The sequence below is a fragment of the Haloarcula montana genome, from assembly GCF_035666295.1.
GTDB lineage: Archaea > Halobacteriota > Halobacteria > Halobacteriales > Haloarculaceae > Haloarcula > Haloarcula montana.
The window spans coordinates 1,134,723-1,152,206 of record NZ_CP142027.1; the positions used below are offsets into that span (position 1 = coordinate 1,134,723).

Annotated in this window: 18 protein-coding genes; 7 read left to right on the top strand and 11 right to left on the bottom strand. The window is 65.1% G+C overall.

Annotated features, from left to right (window positions below; all coding sequences use genetic code 11):
* Positions 1-26 precede the first annotated feature (26 nt).
* The 4 genes from VJ109_RS05840 to VJ109_RS05855 form a co-directional block, all read right to left on the bottom strand.
* Positions 27-629, bottom strand: a complete 603-nt coding sequence (locus tag VJ109_RS05840) for a DUF7411 family protein (RefSeq protein WP_324759778.1) — start codon at positions 627-629, stop codon at positions 27-29.
* Complete coding sequence (locus tag VJ109_RS05845) at positions 630-977, bottom strand: DNA-binding protein (protein WP_324759780.1); 348 nt, start codon at positions 975-977, stop codon at positions 630-632. It abuts the gene before it with no gap.
* Positions 978-1,070: 93 nt separating this feature from the next.
* Positions 1,071-1,532, bottom strand: a complete 462-nt coding sequence (locus tag VJ109_RS05850; protein WP_276179468.1) for a 30S ribosomal protein S19e — start codon at positions 1,530-1,532, stop codon at positions 1,071-1,073.
* Between the two features lie 65 nt (positions 1,533-1,597).
* Positions 1,598-2,629 carry a lysylphosphatidylglycerol synthase transmembrane domain-containing protein gene (locus tag VJ109_RS05855; protein ID WP_324760395.1) on the bottom strand — a complete coding sequence of 344 codons (1,032 nt, stop codon included), beginning with the start codon at positions 2,627-2,629 and terminating at the stop codon, positions 1,598-1,600.
* An 81-nt stretch (positions 2,630-2,710) separates the two neighbouring features.
* Here VJ109_RS05855 and thiL point away from each other — a divergent pair, with 81 nt between their 5' ends.
* Positions 2,711-3,577 (top strand): thiamine-phosphate kinase, encoded by an 867-nt coding sequence (gene thiL, locus VJ109_RS05860; protein ID WP_324759782.1) that lies wholly within the window; start codon positions 2,711-2,713, stop codon positions 3,575-3,577.
* Here thiL and VJ109_RS05865 read toward each other — a convergent pair.
* From VJ109_RS05865 to VJ109_RS05875, 3 genes are all read right to left on the bottom strand, one after another.
* A complete protein-coding gene (locus tag VJ109_RS05865) occupies positions 3,574-3,705 on the bottom strand; it encodes a hypothetical protein (RefSeq protein ID WP_324759784.1) in 132 nt (43 codons plus the stop codon). The two genes, thiL and VJ109_RS05865, sit on opposite strands and share 4 nt — an antisense overlap.
* 176 nt (positions 3,706-3,881) lie before the next feature.
* Positions 3,882-5,072 carry a site-2 protease family protein gene (locus VJ109_RS05870; RefSeq protein ID WP_324759785.1) on the bottom strand — a complete coding sequence of 397 codons (1,191 nt, stop codon included), beginning with the start codon at positions 5,070-5,072 and terminating at the stop codon, positions 3,882-3,884.
* A gap of 139 nt (positions 5,073-5,211) precedes the next feature.
* Positions 5,212-5,460, bottom strand: a complete 249-nt coding sequence (locus VJ109_RS05875; RefSeq protein WP_324759786.1) for a DUF7123 family protein — start codon at positions 5,458-5,460, stop codon at positions 5,212-5,214.
* Positions 5,461-5,806: 346 nt separating this feature from the next.
* Between VJ109_RS05875 and pyrH the strand changes: the two genes are divergently transcribed.
* The 5 genes from pyrH to VJ109_RS05900 all read left to right on the top strand — a co-directional run bounded on the left by pyrH (position 5,807) and on the right by VJ109_RS05900 (position 12,905).
* The gene (gene pyrH / locus VJ109_RS05880) at positions 5,807-6,493 is read left to right on the top strand and encodes a UMP kinase (protein ID WP_324759788.1); all 687 of its coding nucleotides are present in this window, start codon (positions 5,807-5,809) and stop codon (positions 6,491-6,493) included.
* 1 nt (position 6,494) lies between these two features.
* On the top strand, positions 6,495-8,135 hold the full coding sequence (gene lysS, locus VJ109_RS05885; RefSeq protein ID WP_324759789.1) for a lysine--tRNA ligase: 1,641 nt from the start codon (positions 6,495-6,497) through the stop codon (positions 8,133-8,135).
* Between the two features lie 301 nt (positions 8,136-8,436).
* Positions 8,437-10,194 carry a site-2 protease family protein gene (locus tag VJ109_RS05890; protein ID WP_324759790.1) on the top strand — a complete coding sequence of 586 codons (1,758 nt, stop codon included), beginning with the start codon at positions 8,437-8,439 and terminating at the stop codon, positions 10,192-10,194.
* A gap of 47 nt (positions 10,195-10,241) precedes the next feature.
* The gene (gene argS, locus VJ109_RS05895) at positions 10,242-11,978 is read left to right on the top strand and encodes an arginine--tRNA ligase (RefSeq protein ID WP_324759792.1); all 1,737 of its coding nucleotides are present in this window, start codon (positions 10,242-10,244) and stop codon (positions 11,976-11,978) included.
* Positions 11,979-12,158: 180 nt separating this feature from the next.
* The gene (locus VJ109_RS05900) at positions 12,159-12,905 is read left to right on the top strand and encodes a hypothetical protein (protein ID WP_324759793.1); all 747 of its coding nucleotides are present in this window, start codon (positions 12,159-12,161) and stop codon (positions 12,903-12,905) included.
* A 36-nt stretch (positions 12,906-12,941) separates the two neighbouring features.
* On the opposite strand, the gene VJ109_RS05905 is transcribed toward VJ109_RS05900, so the two are convergent.
* Positions 12,942-13,760, bottom strand: coding sequence for a MinD/ParA family ATP-binding protein (locus VJ109_RS05905; protein WP_324759794.1), 819 nt, complete (start codon positions 13,758-13,760; stop codon positions 12,942-12,944).
* Positions 13,761-14,098: 338 nt separating this feature from the next.
* On the opposite strand from VJ109_RS05905, the gene prf1 reads away from it, so the two are divergent.
* Entirely contained in the window at positions 14,099-15,349 is a 1,251-nt protein-coding gene (gene prf1, locus VJ109_RS05910; protein ID WP_324759795.1) for a peptide chain release factor aRF-1, read from the top strand.
* A gap of 12 nt (positions 15,350-15,361) precedes the next feature.
* Here the strand turns inward: prf1 and VJ109_RS05915 are convergent, their stop codons facing one another.
* The 3 genes from VJ109_RS05915 to VJ109_RS05925 form a co-directional block, all read right to left on the bottom strand.
* Positions 15,362-15,754, bottom strand: coding sequence for a DUF6276 family protein (locus VJ109_RS05915; RefSeq protein ID WP_324759797.1), 393 nt, complete (start codon positions 15,752-15,754; stop codon positions 15,362-15,364).
* 76 nt (positions 15,755-15,830) lie between these two features.
* Complete coding sequence (locus tag VJ109_RS05920) at positions 15,831-16,523, bottom strand: V-type ATP synthase subunit D (RefSeq protein ID WP_324759799.1); 693 nt, start codon at positions 16,521-16,523, stop codon at positions 15,831-15,833.
* Positions 16,524-16,638: 115 nt separating this feature from the next.
* The gene (locus tag VJ109_RS05925; protein WP_324759800.1) at positions 16,639-17,391 is read right to left on the bottom strand and encodes a bacteriorhodopsin; all 753 of its coding nucleotides are present in this window, start codon (positions 17,389-17,391) and stop codon (positions 16,639-16,641) included.
* Between the last annotated feature and the right edge of the window lie 93 nt (positions 17,392-17,484).

The window sequence follows — 17,484 nt, forward strand, 5'->3', positions numbered from 1 at the left end:
TTACCGGACAGCGAGAACAGCGCTGGTTACTCCGCCAGTCCCCGCACCCGTGACTGGGTGTGTTCGGGGAACACCTCGTCGACGGCATCCTGGCCGTACCGCTCGGCCAGCAGCGCCCGGAGTTCGACCTCGTAGTCGGCCTTCGGAATCCGATCGCTGGGACCGCTCTCGACGACTAACGTCCGTGCGGCCATGTCGTCGATCGCGTCCCGGCCGACGCCCGCGAGCGGCGCGAGGTAGTCGACGCCGAAGCGGTCCTCGACGCTCTGAGCGAAGGGGCGCTCGATGGTCGGGACGCGGTCGTCACGGCGGGTGCCGTCGGCGACGGCGTCGATGTCGAGGTCTTCGGCCCGCTCGGAGACCGTCTCGACGGCGTGTTCGTGGACCTGTTGGATGGCGTTCCGCGGGAAACCGTCCGCATACATCTGTTCGACAGCCTCCTCGGCGACCGACGGGTCGAGGTCGACAGTCAGATGGTCGAAGCCGACGGCTGCGGCGGCCTCGCGAGCGGGGTCGGGATCGACGACTCCGAAGGTCCCGCTGAGCAACACCACCTCGTAGAAGGGATCAAGGAGTACCGCCGCCAGCGTCGAGTCCTTCCCGGCGCTATAACACAGCCCACAGCGCATCTACCGGCGCTTGATGTCGAAACTCTTCGAGTCGGGTGTCAGCTCCTGGAGGAGCTGTTTCATCTTCTCCTCGTCGATCTGGCCCTGGATACGCCCGCTCTGGGCCAGCGCGACGACCTGTTGTTCGATCTGTTCGCCCACGTCGGGTTTGGACATCTTGACGGTGTTGAGTCGCTTGCGCGCGCCGTCCGAGAGGTGCTGTCGGAGGATCGCCTTCTTCTGTGCGTCGGCCTGTTGCTGGGCCGCCTGCTGGGCCTCGCCGTCTTCGCCCTCCTGTTGTTCCTTGAGCTGTTCCATCTTCTTCTTGCGGAGCTCGTCGAGTTCCTCCTCGTTCGGGTCGCCACTCATGACTACACGGAACTACTGGCGTCGCGCGGAAAATCATTTCGGAGCGGGCTGTCGAACCGTCGGTCCGGCACCGACAAATCGAAGAAAGGCGCTCTACGCGTACCGTTCCAGTTCCGGGCGGTCGAGGTCCTCGATGACCTCGCCGGCGGTGTCATCGAGCAGGCTCTGCCCGTCACCGGTGATGCGGCGGCCGTCGTTCTGGCTGGTCTCGACGTAGCCGGCGTCTTCGAGCTGCTGGAGTGCGGTCCGGATGATGTTCCCCGAGCCCTTGGACTTCTGTTTGGGGCGGACACGGTAGCGCGTGGTCCCCTGCTTGGAGCTGCCGTACTCGCTGCGGAGGCTGTTGACGCCGACCGGCCCGTCGACGGCGACCTTCCGGAGCAGGCTGGCCGCGCGTCGCTGCCAGAAGTCGTCCTGCTCGGGCGGGAGTTCGCGGTCGACGCCCGTCTTGGCGACGATCGCCCAGTCGGGCTGTTCGATGTCGTCCTCGTCGGCGAGTTTCTCTGTGAGCGCCTCGATGAGCTCCTCGGGCGGAGCGTCGTAGAGTGTCGTCATTGGGCCAGTTTTCCCGTTGCCGTCATTTAAGCGCATCGTTCGCGGCTCCGGGACGTGAACTGCTCTCATCCGCGTGTCGTCGCGCGGTCGGCACCCAGTGCCGTCGCCACGCCGGCCCCAACCAGCGTCGGGAGCCAGTAGGTCGCGCCGCGATGGATCAACACCGCGGAGGTCGCGACCACCAGCGTCGCCGGAGTCGTCGAGACCAGCAGCGTCACCAGGACGGTCTCGATTGCGCCCGATCCGCCAGGTAACGGCGCGATACTGGCGATCGATCCGACGGGAACGACCAGCAGGACCGACGCCACCGGAACGGTGATGCCGACGGCATACAGCGAGGTCCACAGCGAGGCGACCAGACAGGCCCATCCCAGCGCCGAGAATCCCAGGGTCTGGACGAGCGTCCAGCGGTCGGCCGCGACCCGGTCGATCGCGGCGAAAAACCCCTCGATACGGTGTTCGATCCCGGCCTTCGACGGCGGCGACCGACCGGGGACGACCCGGCCAAGAAACTGCAACAGCGGCGTGAGCAGGCGGACGACCGTCGCTTCGAGTTCGTACCGGTACCGCCAGCCCAGATACGCGCCGACCGGCAGCCCCACCGTCAACACTGCGACCGCGACGGCCGCGAACATGAGGTTTCGCCCGAGCCGGACCGCGCCGGCCGCGACGAACGTGAACCCGACGACGGCGTACATCAGCGACGGAACGAAATGGATCGTATCGACGCTGGCGATGGCGGCCAGTCCCGTCTCGTACTCGCTGTCGGTGGCCGTCGAGATGAGCAACGCGCTCAATGGCTCCCCGCCGGCCTGCCCGAACGGCGTGATGTTGTTCGAGAAGATGGCGCCGGCGAACACGAGGACAGCCATGTAGGCCGGGATCGGAGCGTCCAGCGCACGCAGGACCGTCCACAGCGCGAGCCCCCAGGTAGTGAGCCAGAGGACGGCGATCCCGATGACGAGCGCCAGCCCGGCCGGGTCCGCGCTGGTGAGCGCGGTGATCGTCTCGTCGACGCCGACGAGCCAGACGAGCGCGCCGAGGACGACGAGTGCGCCGGCGAACCCCAGTACCGTCGCCCACCGACTGTCGTCCATGTCGGTGGCGTGGAGCGTCCGGGGCTTGAACCCACCGACAGTGACCGGGAGCGTTTTCCACCCCGGCACCGACCCACCGGTATGGACGAGCGGGCTGCACTCGGCGTACTCAGCGAGCGGCTGTCGGCCGCGGGCGACGACTGTGCCGTCGTCGACGGACAGGTGTTGACAACGGATATGCTCCACGAGACGACGGACTTCCCCGAGGGGACGACCCGCTACACGGCCGGCTGGCGGGCAGTCGGTGCCTCGCTGTCGGATGTCGCCGCGATGGGCGCCGAAGCGACCGCCGCGGTGGCTGTCTACAGCGCGCCCACGTTCGACGAGACGGACCTGCTCGCGTTCGTCGACGGTGCCAGAGACGTCTGTTCGGCCGTCGGTGCCGAGTACGTCGGTGGAGACTTAGACGACCACGCGGAGTTCACCACCGCCACGACGGCGCTGGGCCGGACCGACGACCCCGTCCGTCGCTCGGGGGCCAGCCCCGGCGAGGCGGTCTGTGTCACGGGGACGCTGGGCCGGTCGGGTGCCGCACTCGAACTGTTCGAGGGGGGCGAGACCGAGCGGGCGAACGAGCTGTTCAGGTTCGAGCCGCGGGTGCGTGCCGGAACCGGACTCGCACCGCACGCGACCGCGATGATGGACTCCAGCGACGGGCTGGCCCGCTCGGTTCACCAGCTCTGTGCGGCCAGCGACTGTGGCGCTGCGATCGAGTCCCCGCTCCCGATCGACGACGCGGTCGATGCAGTCGCGAGCGACGAACGGGAACGGCGAGAACTCGGCACGTTCTTCGGCGAGGACTTCGAGTTGGTCTGTACGGTTCCCGAGGCTGACCTCCCGGCCGCGCGGGCGGCGGTATCGTGTCCGCTCACGCGGATCGGGACGACGACGGCCGACGGCGTGACCCTGGACGGGGAGCCACTGCCCGACCGCGGCTACTCACACTAGTCCTGGTCGAGGGCGGCGAGCGTCGTCGAGACCTGCCGGGCCGCCTCGGCGGCGGCGTCGGCCCGCTGGTCGTAACTCAACTCGGCGTCCGCTTCGGGAGGGTTCCGCAGGGGTGGGCGGGAGCACATCTGTACACGTCACTTACTCCCATCGGCGCATATAACCGGCCGACGCTTCCGTTCGATTCGCGTTGTTTCACTCGTTTCACGGCGAACGCCCGGTTTCGCGAGCGTCGCTGGAGAGAACCGATACGACCGATGGAACGTCGACAGACGCCTTTCGGCGGATATTCAAGCGGTTCCGTTCACGCGGCCGCCGCGATCTCGAAGGGAACCGGCGTGAAACAGGCTAGCCCAAGGATGAACGTGAGCACACCCAGCACGGTCCGACGCCGATCGAGGGACTCGTCGACCGTCGGGCGTGCCGGCCCGGCGTAGGCAAAGCCCAACGACAGCAGACCCCAGAACACCCACAGCGTCCACACTCCGAAGCCGATCGGCGGCGGGTCACGAGTGAGGTAGAGGAACCCTGCCAGTGCGAACAACCCACCGGGGACGGCCGCCGCGACGGTCTCCTGGCGCTGGCCGACGATGGCACGGACGATGTGGCCACCGTCGAGTTGCCCGACGGGCAGGAGATTGAGGAACGTAAAGAACATCCCAGCCCACCCAGCGAAGACGATCGGATGCAGGGACTCACCGGGACCGACCGTCGCCCGCAGGCCAGCGGCGGTGACCAGCGCGTCCAACCCCTGTAACAACAGTGGGTCGTGGAAGTCGATCGTGTACCCCGCGTCGCTTTCGAGGACGGCCTGTGGGATCGTGATCGGCTCCAAGGTGAGCCCGATCACGGTGACGACGGTCGTCGCAACCAGGCCCGCGAGCGGCCCTGCGACGCCGATGTCGAACAGCGCCCGACGGCTCGGAATTCGCCCGCGGATGTTGATGACCGCACCCATCGTCCCGAGCAGCGAGGGGAAGGGGATGAAATACGGCAGCGTCACGTCGACGCCGTGGTACCGGGCAGCGACGTAGTGGCCGAGTTCGTGGATGCCCAGGACACCGAGCATCGCGACGACGAACGGCCAGGCCTCGAAGAGACGCAACGGGGCCTCGGCGACCGGAATGTAGTACCACTGTGTCGCACCGACGTACAGCGTCGAGACGATCGTCGCCAGCAAGAGCCCGACGTTCAGCCAGGGGATCGACCCCGTCGAGGTCGTCTCCGGTTCGGCGACGAGGACGTAGGCACTACCGCCGGTAGTCGGGACTCGGCGGCCGTCTCCGACGCCGGTATCGTCGGTGGATTGCCGTTCGAGCCGCAGATCGTACCCGCGCTGGCCGAACGCCGTCCGTAATTCGTCGACGACGGCGTCGGGGGGGACGAGCGGATCACCGACGTACCGTACCGTGTCCTCGACGCGCTCGACCGACCAGACCTGGAAGACGCCGGCCAACGCATCGGGCGGTGGCGGCCTCTCGTCGGACCGACTCATCGCTGCGGAGTAGCGGAGCCGAACACTAATACTCCGCGCTCACGGACGGGACGTTTCGGGTTGGATTGGCGAAACGACCACGGAAGAGAAACTGTTCAGAGCGGACTCAGCGGATTGGTGGTCTCGGCGACAGACGCGTTCACGCTGGCTCGACGCGCCACGTCGTCGCACTCGTGTACGACCACTTCTCGACCTGGAGTTCGGATGCACTGTCTTTGAGCTTCACCATCAGGGCGCCGATCTCTTTGGGCGAGAGACCGACCTCCTCTGCGATGAACTTGCTCTTGAAGTACATCTCGCCGTCAGTTGCCTTCTCCGCGAGGAAGGACTTGAGACGCTCTTCTTTGGAGGGCTCTTCCTCGGTAGAGGACGATAGGGTAGCGCTCATGTGTGTGACCTCGCTTATCGCTTGTACTGCCGGGAGTATATAAAGGAAGGAAGCTTCGCGTCGATTCGGCTCCATTTAGCAAAAATAGTGTGAAACGGACGTTTTACAATCGTTTTATAGCGCCGTAGATATTTTATAGCGCTTTTTGAGATCGTTATCTTGGATTGGAACGCCATATTATTTTCGTAGTTTGTGTTCAGAATATAGATCGTTCTCACCAGCAAAGAATGAAATCCTTGCCGGTAATTGTGGAGCCAGAGCGGATGCACCTCATGCATCGGAGGCCCCAGTGTGGATCGAATCGGCTTGACAACCCTTATAAGCGCCTCGGAGCTACGCCGGGGCAATGAAAGTCGTCGTCTCAGTCGGTGGGAGCGTCCTGGCTCCGGATCTGGAATCTGACCGGGTCGCTGCGTACGCCGAAGCGCTTCAGTCACTCGACGAACAGGGGCATACACTCGGAACTGTCGTGGGCGGCGGTCCGACAGCACGGAAGTACATCCGCGCCGCGAGAGATCTGGGCGCAAACGAGATCGAACTCGACCAGCTCGGGATCGCCGTTACGCGGCTGAACGGCCGGTTACTGATCGCCGCGCTTGACGACCGGGCCGCACCGACGCCGGCGGAGAGCTACGACGAGGGTCGGGAAGCGATCCGTCGCGGGGATATCCCAGTACTCGGTGGCATCGTCGCGGCACAGACGACCGACGCCGTCGCTGCGGCCTTCGCGGAGTACGTCGAGGCCGACCTGCTGGTGTACGCGACCTCCGTCGCCGGCGTCTACGACGCCGATCCGAAGACGGACCCCGACGCGACCCGTTTCGACGAGATCGACGCGGGAGAGCTGGTTGATGTCATCGCGGATATGGAGATGGACGCCGGGAGCAACGCCCCCGTCGACCTGCTCGCCGCGAAGGTGATCCAGCGGTCGGGCATTCGGACGGTCGTTCTGGACGGCACCGATCCGGATCGTGTCGTTCGCGCAGTCTTGAACGGCGACTTCGACGGTACCGAAGTACTCCCGGAGAGCTGAGATGGCCGAAGACCCATACGCTGTCGGCAGCGGCGGAAAGCAGGCGTTCTGGGCAGATTCGGTCGCGGACGCGATCGAAGCACGGGACCCGTCGGACCCGATCGTCATCAAGGGCGGCGTCTCGCCCTCGGGCGTGCCCCACATCGGCCACTTCAACGAGATCATGCGGGGGTATTACGTCGCGGAGGCGCTCCGGGACCGCGGCCACGAGGTCCGGCAGGTGTTCACCGCCGACGACAAGGACCGCCTGCGGAAGGTCCCGCGACAACTGGCCGACCTGGAGTGGAACGTCGTCGGCCTAGGCGAGGTCGACGCCGGTGCGCTCGGCCGGAACCTCGGGAAGCCCTACACGGACATCCCGGACCCCTTCGGCTGCTGTGACTCCTACGGCGCTCACTTCACGAACCTCCTGAAGAAGAGCGCGGAACTCGTCGACATCGATGTCGAGTTCGTCTCGAACACCGAACTGTACGCCGACGGCGAGTTCGAAGCCGTCACCCGCCGGGTGCTCGAACGTGCCGACCGCGCCCGCAAAGTACTCGCGGAGTACCAGAACAAGGTCGACGACGACTACGTCCCCTTCCTCCCGCAGTGTTCCGAGTGTGGGAAGCTCACCGAGGGCGTCACCGAGATCGATCTGGACGCCGGCGAGGTCAGCTATGTCTGTGAAGACGTCGAGGCCGGGGACCAGACCATCGAAGGCTGTGGCCACGAGGGAACCGCGACTCTCAGGGAGGGAAAGCTCCCATGGCGGTTCGAGTGGCCGGCCCAGTGGGAGATCCTCGGCGTCGACTTCGAGCCGTTCGGCAAGGACCACGCCGAGGGCTCCTGGCCCTCCGGCGAGGACATCGCCGAGAACGTCCTGGACATCCAGCCGCCGGTCCCGATGGTCTACGAGTGGTTCACGCTGGAGGGCGAACCGCTCTCATCGTCGTCGGGCAACGTCATCACGGTCGACGAGGTGTTAGCGATCCTCGAACCCGAGGTGTTCACGTACTTCTTCGTGAAGACCCCCCGAAAACAGCGGGACTTCTCCGTCGAGCACGTCGACCAGCTCGTCGACGAGTTCGACCGGTTCGAGGGACTGTACTTCGGCGATTTAGAGCCCAGAGACGAGGACGAGCAGGCGGTCGCCGACCGCGCGTACCCGATGGTCGTCCCCGACCCCGACCCCGATCGGGTCCGGATTCCCTACACCTTCGCCGCGGTGCTGGGGATGACCGACGACCCCGACCTGCGCGAGGAGATCGCCCGCCGGGAGGGACACATCCCTGACGACGCCCCCGAGTGGGCCGTCGAAGACGCTCTCGCCCGGGTCGAGCGAGCCCGCAACTGGGCACGACGGACGGGCAACGCCTTCGACTACGAACTCAAACGCGCCGAACTGCCCGATCACGACTTCGACGCGGCCACCGAGGCCGCACTGGACGAACTGGCCGACTTCGTCGCCGAGGGCCACGACGGCGAGACCATCCAGGGCGAGATCTACGAGACGGCGAAACGCCACGACGTGCCCGTCGGTGACTTCTTCGCCGCCGGCTACCGCCTGCTGTTCGACGACACCGAAGGCCCGCAGCTGGGCACGTTCATCGCCAAACTCGACCAGGAGTTCGTCGTCAAGCGGTTGCGGCGGGAGGCGTAGGCGGCTGGAGCGACGGTGAGCCAGCCGAGCGGGCGTAGTACGGTGGGCCAGTCGAGCGGGCGCAGTGCGGTGGGCCGGGAGGCCGCTCCGTCGGCCGACCTGGGGAAAGGCGGGGCATACCTACGAGCATACCGCGAGCGTAGCGAGCGGTTTCACGCGAATCGCGGCGCGATTCGCGCTTTTTCGCCCACGTTTTTCGACGAGTGGTGTCCACAGGCCGCCGGAGGCGGCCGAGGACACCCGAGGAAGAAAAAGGTGGAAGGGTAACCCTCTTGCGTGGGTGGACCTACGTCTGTGGTACATGGTACGCACGCTGACGTGGGTGTTCGCCGGGGTCGTCGCCTACACCCTGCTGGCGATGGCGTTGCGAGCCCGCGGGGTGATCCCCGAGTACATCCGATTCAGCGGGCCGATCACCACGATCCACACCCAGAAAGGGAAAGCCGTCCTGGACTGGCTGGCTCGCCCCACGCGGTTCTGGCGGGCCTGGGGGAACCTCGGTGTCGGGATGGCACTGGTCGTGATGGTCGGCTCGTTCGCGATGGTCGTGTTCGGGGCCTACCAGGCGATCGTGAACCCACAGCCCTCCGCGCTCAACGAGCCTCGGAACGCGCTGGCGATCCCCGGCGTCAACGACTTCCTCCCGCTCTCTGTCGCCCCGGAGATCGTCTTCGGACTCCTGTTGGGTCTGGTCGTCCACGAGGGCGGCCACGGCCTGTTCTGTCGGGTCGAGAACATCGATATCGAGTCGATGGGGCTGGCGCTGTTTACGATCGTCCCGATCGGCGCGTTCGTCCAGCCCGACGAGGAGGAACTGATCCACTCCGACAGGGGCGCCCAGACGCGGATGTTCGCAGCCGGCGTCACGAACAACTTCGCGCTCGCGCTGGTCGCCTTGCTCCTGTTGTTCGGACCGATCTCGGGGGCGATCGCCGTCGTCGACGGCGTTCCGGTCGGCGGAACCTTAGAGGAGACACCCGCCGCCCAAGCGGGCATCGAGTCCGGTGACGTGATCACTGCTGTCGAGGGCCAACCCGTCGCAAACGGCGACGAACTCGACGCGGTCTTGGCCGAGACCGAAGCCAGTTCCGTCGCCGTCTCGCTCGAAGGTGCCGAGTCCGTGACCGTCGATCGGGCGGTCGTCGTCGACAGCGCCGTCCAGTCGGCGCCGGTCACGACCGGGGAGACGATCACCGCGGTCAACGGGACGAACGTCTCGACGAGCGTGGCTTTCGAGCGGGCGGTCCGCAACACCACCGTCGCAACACTGTCGACCGCCGAGGGCCGGTCGGTGACGATGCCGATCGGCGCCTACGTGCTGGTCCAGCCCGACGGCCCACTGGACAACGCAAGCGCACCGGGCCGTGAGGCCGTCATCGTCACCTCGATCGACGGCCAGCGGACACACGACGCGAGCACGCTCGGGGCCGCCCTGGACGAGGCCTCGCCCGGCCAGGAGGTCGAAGTCGTCGGCTACGTCGACGGCCAGCCACAGACCTATCAGGTCACGCTGGGCGGGAGTGACAGCCCCCGCCTCGGCGTCACGCCGCTTGCGGGTATCAGCGGCGTGACCACGAACGACTTCGGCATCGACGAGTACCCCGCCGCGACGTTCTTGGAGTTCCTCGGTGGCTCGCCCGAGAACCCCGACGCGGCACGGGAGTTCTCGTTCACCCAGCGGATCTTCGGGGCGATCATCCTACCCTTCATCGGCGTCGCCGGCGGCTTCGGCTACAACTTCGCCGGCTTCACCGGTATCGCGACGAACTTCTACACCGTCGAAGGGCCACTGAGCGCGCTGGGGACCACCCCCGTGTTCCTGCTGGCGAACGCCCTGTTCTGGACGGGGTGGATCAACGTCGTCATCGGCCAGTTCAACTGCGTCCCGACGTTCCCGCTGGACGGCGGGCACATCCTCCGGACGAGCACGGAGTCGTTCGTCTCTCGACTCCCGGTTCCTGACCGGCGACAGCTCACGACAGCGGTCACAATCACGATCACCGTCTCGATGATCGGCGGGCTGCTGTTGATGATCTTCGGGCCGCGGCTGTTCGCCTGACGCCGCCTTTCGTTACCCATTTACTCCCCGCCGCGAAAGCCCGGCGTATGTTCCTGCAGCTTCGCGCGGAAGCCGCCGACGCGCTGGCGGCCGCGCTCACCGATCTTGACCTCCCGACCGACGACCTCGGGATCGAGGAGCCACCGGAGGACGTCGACGCCGTCCTGGCGTCCAGCGCGGCCTTCCGGCTGGCCGGGGAGGTCGGCGCACCACCGCCGTCAGTGGCCGCCGACATCGCCGGGGCGATCGACACCACCGGACTGATCTACGTTAGCGACGTGACGACACAGGGACCGTACGTCAACTTCCTGCCCAGCGAGGCCTACTTCGCCGAGACGCTCTCGGCCGCTGTCGAGGACGACTACGGACGGCTGCCGGACCAGAAGACGAGCGTCGTCGTCGAACACACGTCGGCGAACCCGACCGGACCGGTCCACGTTGGCCGCGCTCGGAACCCGATCATCGGCGACGCGGTCGCTCGCGTGCTCGATTACGCAGGATACGACGTGGATCGCCACTACTACGTCAACGACGCCGGCCGACAGATAGCGGTGTTCACCTGGGCCTACGAGACGATCGACGAGAGCGAACTGCCCGAGCCCGAACGGGACTCCCCGGAGTACGAGATGGTCCGGTACTACCGGGCGGGCAACTCGTATCTCGAAGACGAGGACCCCGACGCCGTCGAGGAGGCCGAAGCCGAGATCCAGTCGATCCTCCAGGGATTGGAGGAGGGCGACGAGGAGACCTACGAACGGGTCGCCGAGGTCGTCGACACCGTCCTTGGCGGGATGCAGACGACGCTCGAACGGCTCCCCGCCGAGTTCGACGAGTTCGTCAAGGAGACCCGGTTCATGCGGGACGGGTCGACGGACGCCCTCGTCGACAGACTGCAAGAGCTGGACTGTGCGGTCTACGAGGACGACGCCTGGCAACTCGACCTTCCCGACTTCGAGAAGAACCTCGTGTTCCTGCGCTCGGACGGGACCTCGCTGTACACGACGCGTGACCTGGCTCACCACGAGTGGAAGTTCGAGAACTACGACCGCGCGGTGACGGTGCTGGGCGAGGACCACAAGCTCCAGGCCGACCAGCTGTCGGCCGCGCTCGAACTGCTGGGCAACGACACCGACCAGCTCCGGCAGGTGTTTTACTCGTGGGTCAACCTCCCCGAGGGCGGGATGAGCACCCGCGAAGGGACCGGGATCGATCTGGACGACCTACTCGACGAAGCGATCGGTCGGGCACGGGAGGAAGTCGAGGACCGCCTTGACGACCGGAGCCGGGGCGATCTCGACGAGGACGACATCGAGCGCATCGCCCACCAGGTCGGTGTCGGTGCCGTCCGATACGACATCGTCTCGAAACAGCCCACGAAGGGGATCACCTTCGAGTGGGACCGCGCGCTGGACTTCGAGGCCCAGTCGGCACCCTACGTCCAGTACGTCCACGCCCGGTGCTGTGGCATCCTCGACGAAACCGAGGACCGCCCCACTGAGCCCGATTTCGACGCGTTGACTGAACCCGAGGAACGGGACCTCCTGCGTGTCGTCGCCCGCTTCCCGAGAGTCATCGAGGAAGCCGCCGAGGACCTCCAACCCCACAGCGTCGCGACGTACACCCGCGACATCGCCGAGACGTTCAACGCCTTCTATCGGGAATGTCCGGTGCTCGACGCCGATCCGGAGACCCGCCGAGCGCGGCTCGCGCTCGTGGTCGCGGCACGGAACACGGTCGCGAACGCGCTCGACGCCGTCGGCGTCGAGGCTCCGACCTCGATGTGACTGCACAGTGTCGTAGCATCTGTCCCGTCGCACACCTTTCACGAGCAGGACCGGCCCCTTTCCCGACTGTCCGCGGGACGACAACGCGGAAAGACAGCGATCAGACACATAGACAACCGTTCGAGTCGCACTAGAGACCTAGACTCCCGTTATATTCCCGGGACAGTGGTACGGATTCCCGTGCAACACAATACAGAGAACGACGGAACTGAAACGCCAGACTACAGTAGGCGACGAGTACTCGGCTCGCTCGGGACAGCGGTCACGGTGGGACTGGCCGGCTGCTCGGGTGAAACGGAATCAGGCGGCGACGGTGGTAGTAGCACCAGCGACGGTGCCGGTGATGCCACCAGCAACAGCAGCCAGACCTGCCTGGACATCGGATCTGGGTACCGGCAGTTCGAACCGGGAGAACGCCCGTTCACATACACCTGTGACTACCCGGACGTGTTCGGCGAGCAGTCGGCTGCGACGCCGGGGTTCGACGAGAACCAGGAGGGAGTGTTCATCGTCAAGCTCCAGTCACCCGATCAAAACGGGGACTTCCTCCAGCTCAACCTCCAGCAGTTCGTGCGCGGGACGACCCGTGATCAGGCGACGTTCCCCGAGGGCTGGGAAGAGTTGACCCAAACTGAGTTCAACGGAGAGACGGTTACTGCCTACCGGAGTACGACGGTCCGCCGAACCAAGGAGTTTTGGAGGGTCTACCTTCCCTACGAGGTCGACGGCCGAACACTGTACTTCGAGTCCACGTTCAACCTCAGCACGAGCCCCAACGACGACGAGCCGGTGTCCGAGGAGTGTCTGGCACTCATGGAGGAGACGGCGATTCACATGACAGAGTCGCTCGCGCACAATCCGGACGCGACCGGTCTGAAAGTCGACCCCTTTGTTAGTACGCCAACGACGACCACCGATCCCGGGTGACACCTCACTGGAACTCCGTCGTGAGCGGAGCGCCGATCAGTTGAACAGCCCGAAGACCCCGCCCCCGGAGTCCTCGTCTTCGGCGTCGGTGTCGCCTTCCTCACCGTCAACGAACCAGTCGTCGTCGACGATCGTATCGATGTCTTCCTCGACGCTCTGGTCGTGGAACCACAGCCCCTCCAGGGCGGTCGTCAGTCGCCGGAACGCGTCCGCAGCCGAGCTCTCGGGGGCGTTGAGGACGAGCGGTTCCTCGGTCGTCGCCTGCGGGTCGTCTGGAATCACGGCGAGCAGCGGGAAGTCGAACTGCTCGGTGATGGCTGCAACGTCCGTGTGTCGGGTGACGCGGTTGATGATCGCGCCGATGACGTTGCCGTCGATCCGGTCGGCGAGTTCCGCGGTCTTGACGGTGTCCCCGACTGCGACGGTGTCCGGCGTCGTCACCAGCACGATGCCGTCGGCCAGCCCCAGCGGTACCGCCACTTCGTGGCTCAGCCCCGCGCCGGTGTCGATCAGGACCACGTCGTAGGCGTTGCGCAGCGTCTTGATGACCTTCCGGAGCTTGGCCGGATCGGCGTCGGCAAAGGCTTCCAGAGACTGCTCGCCAGGGATGACCGTCAGCCCACCCGGTGCGTCGGTCAATGCCTCACTGACGGCGCCGTCACCGGCCAGGATCTCGTGGAGGCTCCGTTCGGGTTCGACCGACAGCATCGCTCCGAGGTTCGCCATCCCGAGGTCCGCGTCTACGACGGCGACATCGTACCCCATCTCCTGCAGGGCAGACCCGACGTTGACCGCTGTCGTCGTCTTCCCGACGCCTCCCTTTCCGCCCGCAACCGTACACACGTACCCCGACATGATTTTGTTGCTTGTCCACAGGAATGACAGTCATATAAAACCGGCTGTCGTGTGGTCAGGTGACAAGGTGTGGCCGATACGGGAGGAACCGAACCGGCGCTCGACAGCGTGGTGGAGTCGGTCGCCGCTCGGCGTTTCGAGTCCCCGCTCTGGCTCTCGTACGTTCTGCGGTTCCCGCGATGCTCGAATCGTCCGCCTCTTCCGCAGGCGTTCCGCCCCCGTCACTTCGAGGGTGGCATCCCTTGCTCGTGGCTCACTGCGTTCGCCGCTGCGCTTTCCCGCGGGTGTCGCGCCTCCCTGTCAACAGGTTCTTACACCACCTCGGCCAACACGTAGTAATGAGCGAGCAGGAACAGGATCAATCGGACAAACAGAAATACGAGTTCCGCAAGGTGATCGAGGAGCTCAAGGACTACCGGGGATCAGGAACACAACTCGTCTCTATCTACGTCCCCGAGGACAAGCTCCTCAGCGATGTCGTCGCCCACGTCACCCAGGAACACTCCGAGGCTTCGAACATCAAGTCCAAGGACACGCGAACGGCCGTCCAGGACGCGCTGACATCGATCAAGGACCGACTTCGCTACTACGACACCTCTCCGGAGAACGGCATGGTGCTGTTCTCGGGTGCCATCGATCAGGGCGGTGGCCGGACGGATATGGTGACGAAAGTCCTCGAATCGCCGCCGGACCCCATACAGTCGTTCCGATACCACTGTGACGCCGAGTTCCTCACCGAGCCACTGGAGGACATGCTGGCCGACAAGGGTCTCTTCGGCCTCATCGTACTCGACCGACGCGAGGCCAACGTCGGCTGGCTCAAAGGAAAGCGGGTCGAACCCGTCAAATCCGCGTCGTCACTGGTCCCGGGCAAACAGCGGAAAGGTGGCCAGTCGGCACAGCGGTTCGCCCGGCTGCGCCTCGAAGCGATCGACAACTTCTATCAGGAAGTCGCCGGCATGGCGAACGATCTCTTCGTCGACGACCGCCACGAGATGGACGGCGTGCTCGTCGGTGGTCCCTCACCGACGAAAGACGAGTTCCTCGACGGCGATTACCTCCACCACGAACTCCAGGACATGGTCCTCGGGAAGTTCGACGTGGCCTACACCGACGAGTCGGGGCTGTACGACCTCGTCGACGCGGCCGACGAGGTCCTGGCTCAACACGAGATCCTCCAGGACAAGCAGACCATGGAGGAGTTCTTCAAGCAACTCCACGACGGCAACAAGGCCACCTACGGCTTCGATCAGACCCGCCAGAACCTCAACATGGGCGCGGTCGATCAACTCCTCATCTCCGAGGACCTCCGGAAAGACGTCGTCAGCTACACCTGCGAGAACGGCCACGACGAGTACGAACTGATAAACAGCACCGCCGACACCGATGACCACGACTGCACCCGGTGTTCAGCGACGGTCGACGCCGCGGATGCCGAGCGCGAGGACGCTATCGACCACCTGATGGAGCTTGCCGACCAGCGCGGCTCGGAGACGGTGTTCGTCTCGACGGACTTCGAGAAGGGCGAGCAGCTCCTGACCGCCTTCGGCGGGGTCGCCGGTCTTCTGCGGTACTCGACGGGCGTGTAAGCGGACTCGTTCTTACAGCAACTGTTCGAGCTGTCGACGGCGACTCGCCAGATCGACGTGGGCATCCGCGCCGAAACTGTCACCGAGCCGGCCGACGACCAGCAATGGGTCGGCGCCGGCCCGTTCGGCACGTTCGAGCAACGCGGTGATCTCGCTTCGGTTGACCGCGAGCGAGTCCAGCAACCCGACGAGCAACACGAGCGGGAGCGCCGCCTCCGGGTTCGACGGGAGGGCGTCGTCCAGACTCGTCAGATCGGGCAGTTCGGCTGGCGGGTCGTCCGCCGGACGCATCGCCAGACAGGACCGACAGACGAACACTCCCGGTGTGTCCCCCCGGAGATACTCCCGGAGGTCCACGGGAACCGGAATCGCCAGTTGCTCGCCGCCACACTCGGGACAGGACATACCGGGACTGCGTGCGCCCGCGACAAGAGTACTGTGACCGGGAGAAGACCGCGACGGGAGAAGAGAACGCGTCTCGTCAGTCGTCGGCGGTGACCGCTTCCAATTCCTCGTCTTCTTCCTCGGCGGCTGCGAGTTCGTCTTCCTCTTCCTCCTTCTTGGCCTTGATCTTCTTCATGCGGAAGATCTCTTCACGCTCCTGTTCTTCGAGTTTCTGCTCGATGTACTCCTTGTTGTCGTGGAGGTCGGGCAGGAGCTTGAACTCCAGGGCGTTGACGCGGCGCTTGGTGGTCTCGATCTCTTCGAGCATTTTCTTCATTGCAGTCTCGACCTCGGCCGCGAGGATGATGTTCTCCAGCAGCTCCTCGTAGGCGTCGGCGGCCTCGTCGATGCGGGCGGAGGTCCCCATCACCCCGTAGCCACGCTCGTCGAGGGACTTCCTGACCTTGCTGGACTCGATCTGGGGGACGACCACGCCCATGATGTTCTTGGACTGGGTCGTCAGTTCGGGGTGTTCCTTGAGCGCCGCGGCAGCGCCCCGCACCGCGACGTCACCCTCCATCGCGCGGGCCATGTCGATCGCGTGCTGTGCGCGGTCGTAGGAGTCGTCCAGATCGTCCCGGACGTCCTGTGCCTGATCCAGGATGTCCATGAACTCCATGATGAGCCCGTCACGCTTCTTCTCCAGCGTGTCGTGGCCACGCTCGGACAGCTCGATGCGGTCCTCGATCTGCATCAAGTTCTTGCGCGTGGGCTTGACGTCCTTAGCCATTACCGGTTCGTTTCGGGCCGAGGCAGTTAATCGTTTTCAGTCACTCCGGTACTCGTGGACACGCACACGAAAAAAGCCGCACCGCAACCGCTCGTCGAACCGGCTACCGGGCCGGTCAGTCGTCGGCCGGCGTCGCCGCACCCGTCGACTGCTTGGCGCCGTCGAGGACGCTGTGGCTCCGCAGCAGGATGAAGCCGAAGCCGACCTTGGCGACGAGGTCAATGACCATGAACCCGGCCGTCTCCGGGAAGATGCCGACGAGACCGAGCCCTTCGGTCCCGATGAGCCACCAGACCGGGTAGACCAGCCAGACCACGGTCACGAGGTTCCGCAAGGTCTTGAACGTACTCTGTGTGTCACTGGGTAAGTCGCTGACCCGACCGGACAGCGAACTGAACAGGAAGTACAGCAGGACCAGCAGGAACGCCGTGCTGATACCCCACCAGACCAGCCGCTCGGCGCCCGCCGACAGGACGCCGCTGCCGGCCGACAGCGTCGCGAGAACGCCAGTCCCGATCATCAGGACATCGAGGCTGACGAGCGACGCGATGGTGTTGCGGTCCGCTCCGGCCAACAGCCCGAGGTCGTACAGCAACAGCGGTGTCGTGAACAGCCAGTCCGTGTATCGCGCCCAGTAGATGGGGGCTTCCGGATCGTTCGGCAGGTCGATGATCGTCAACCCGAAGCCAAGCGCCATCGCGAGGTAGTTCACGAAGGCGATCGCCGTTATCAGTATCGTGGCGATGTAGAACTTCTGTCGTCGTTCGTCTGTCTCTCCCCAACCCCGGGCGATGAAATACACCATCCCGAGGAACATTCCGGCTGTACCGAGCCAGAGCCATATCGATTCCGAGCCTGGTTGTGGCATAGTGCAGGTAGAGTTTAGACTGGACAAGCAAAGTTACATATACCCAAATGGTTTGGGTTGGACTATCGCAGCGAAGCAAACGGAAAACGGTGT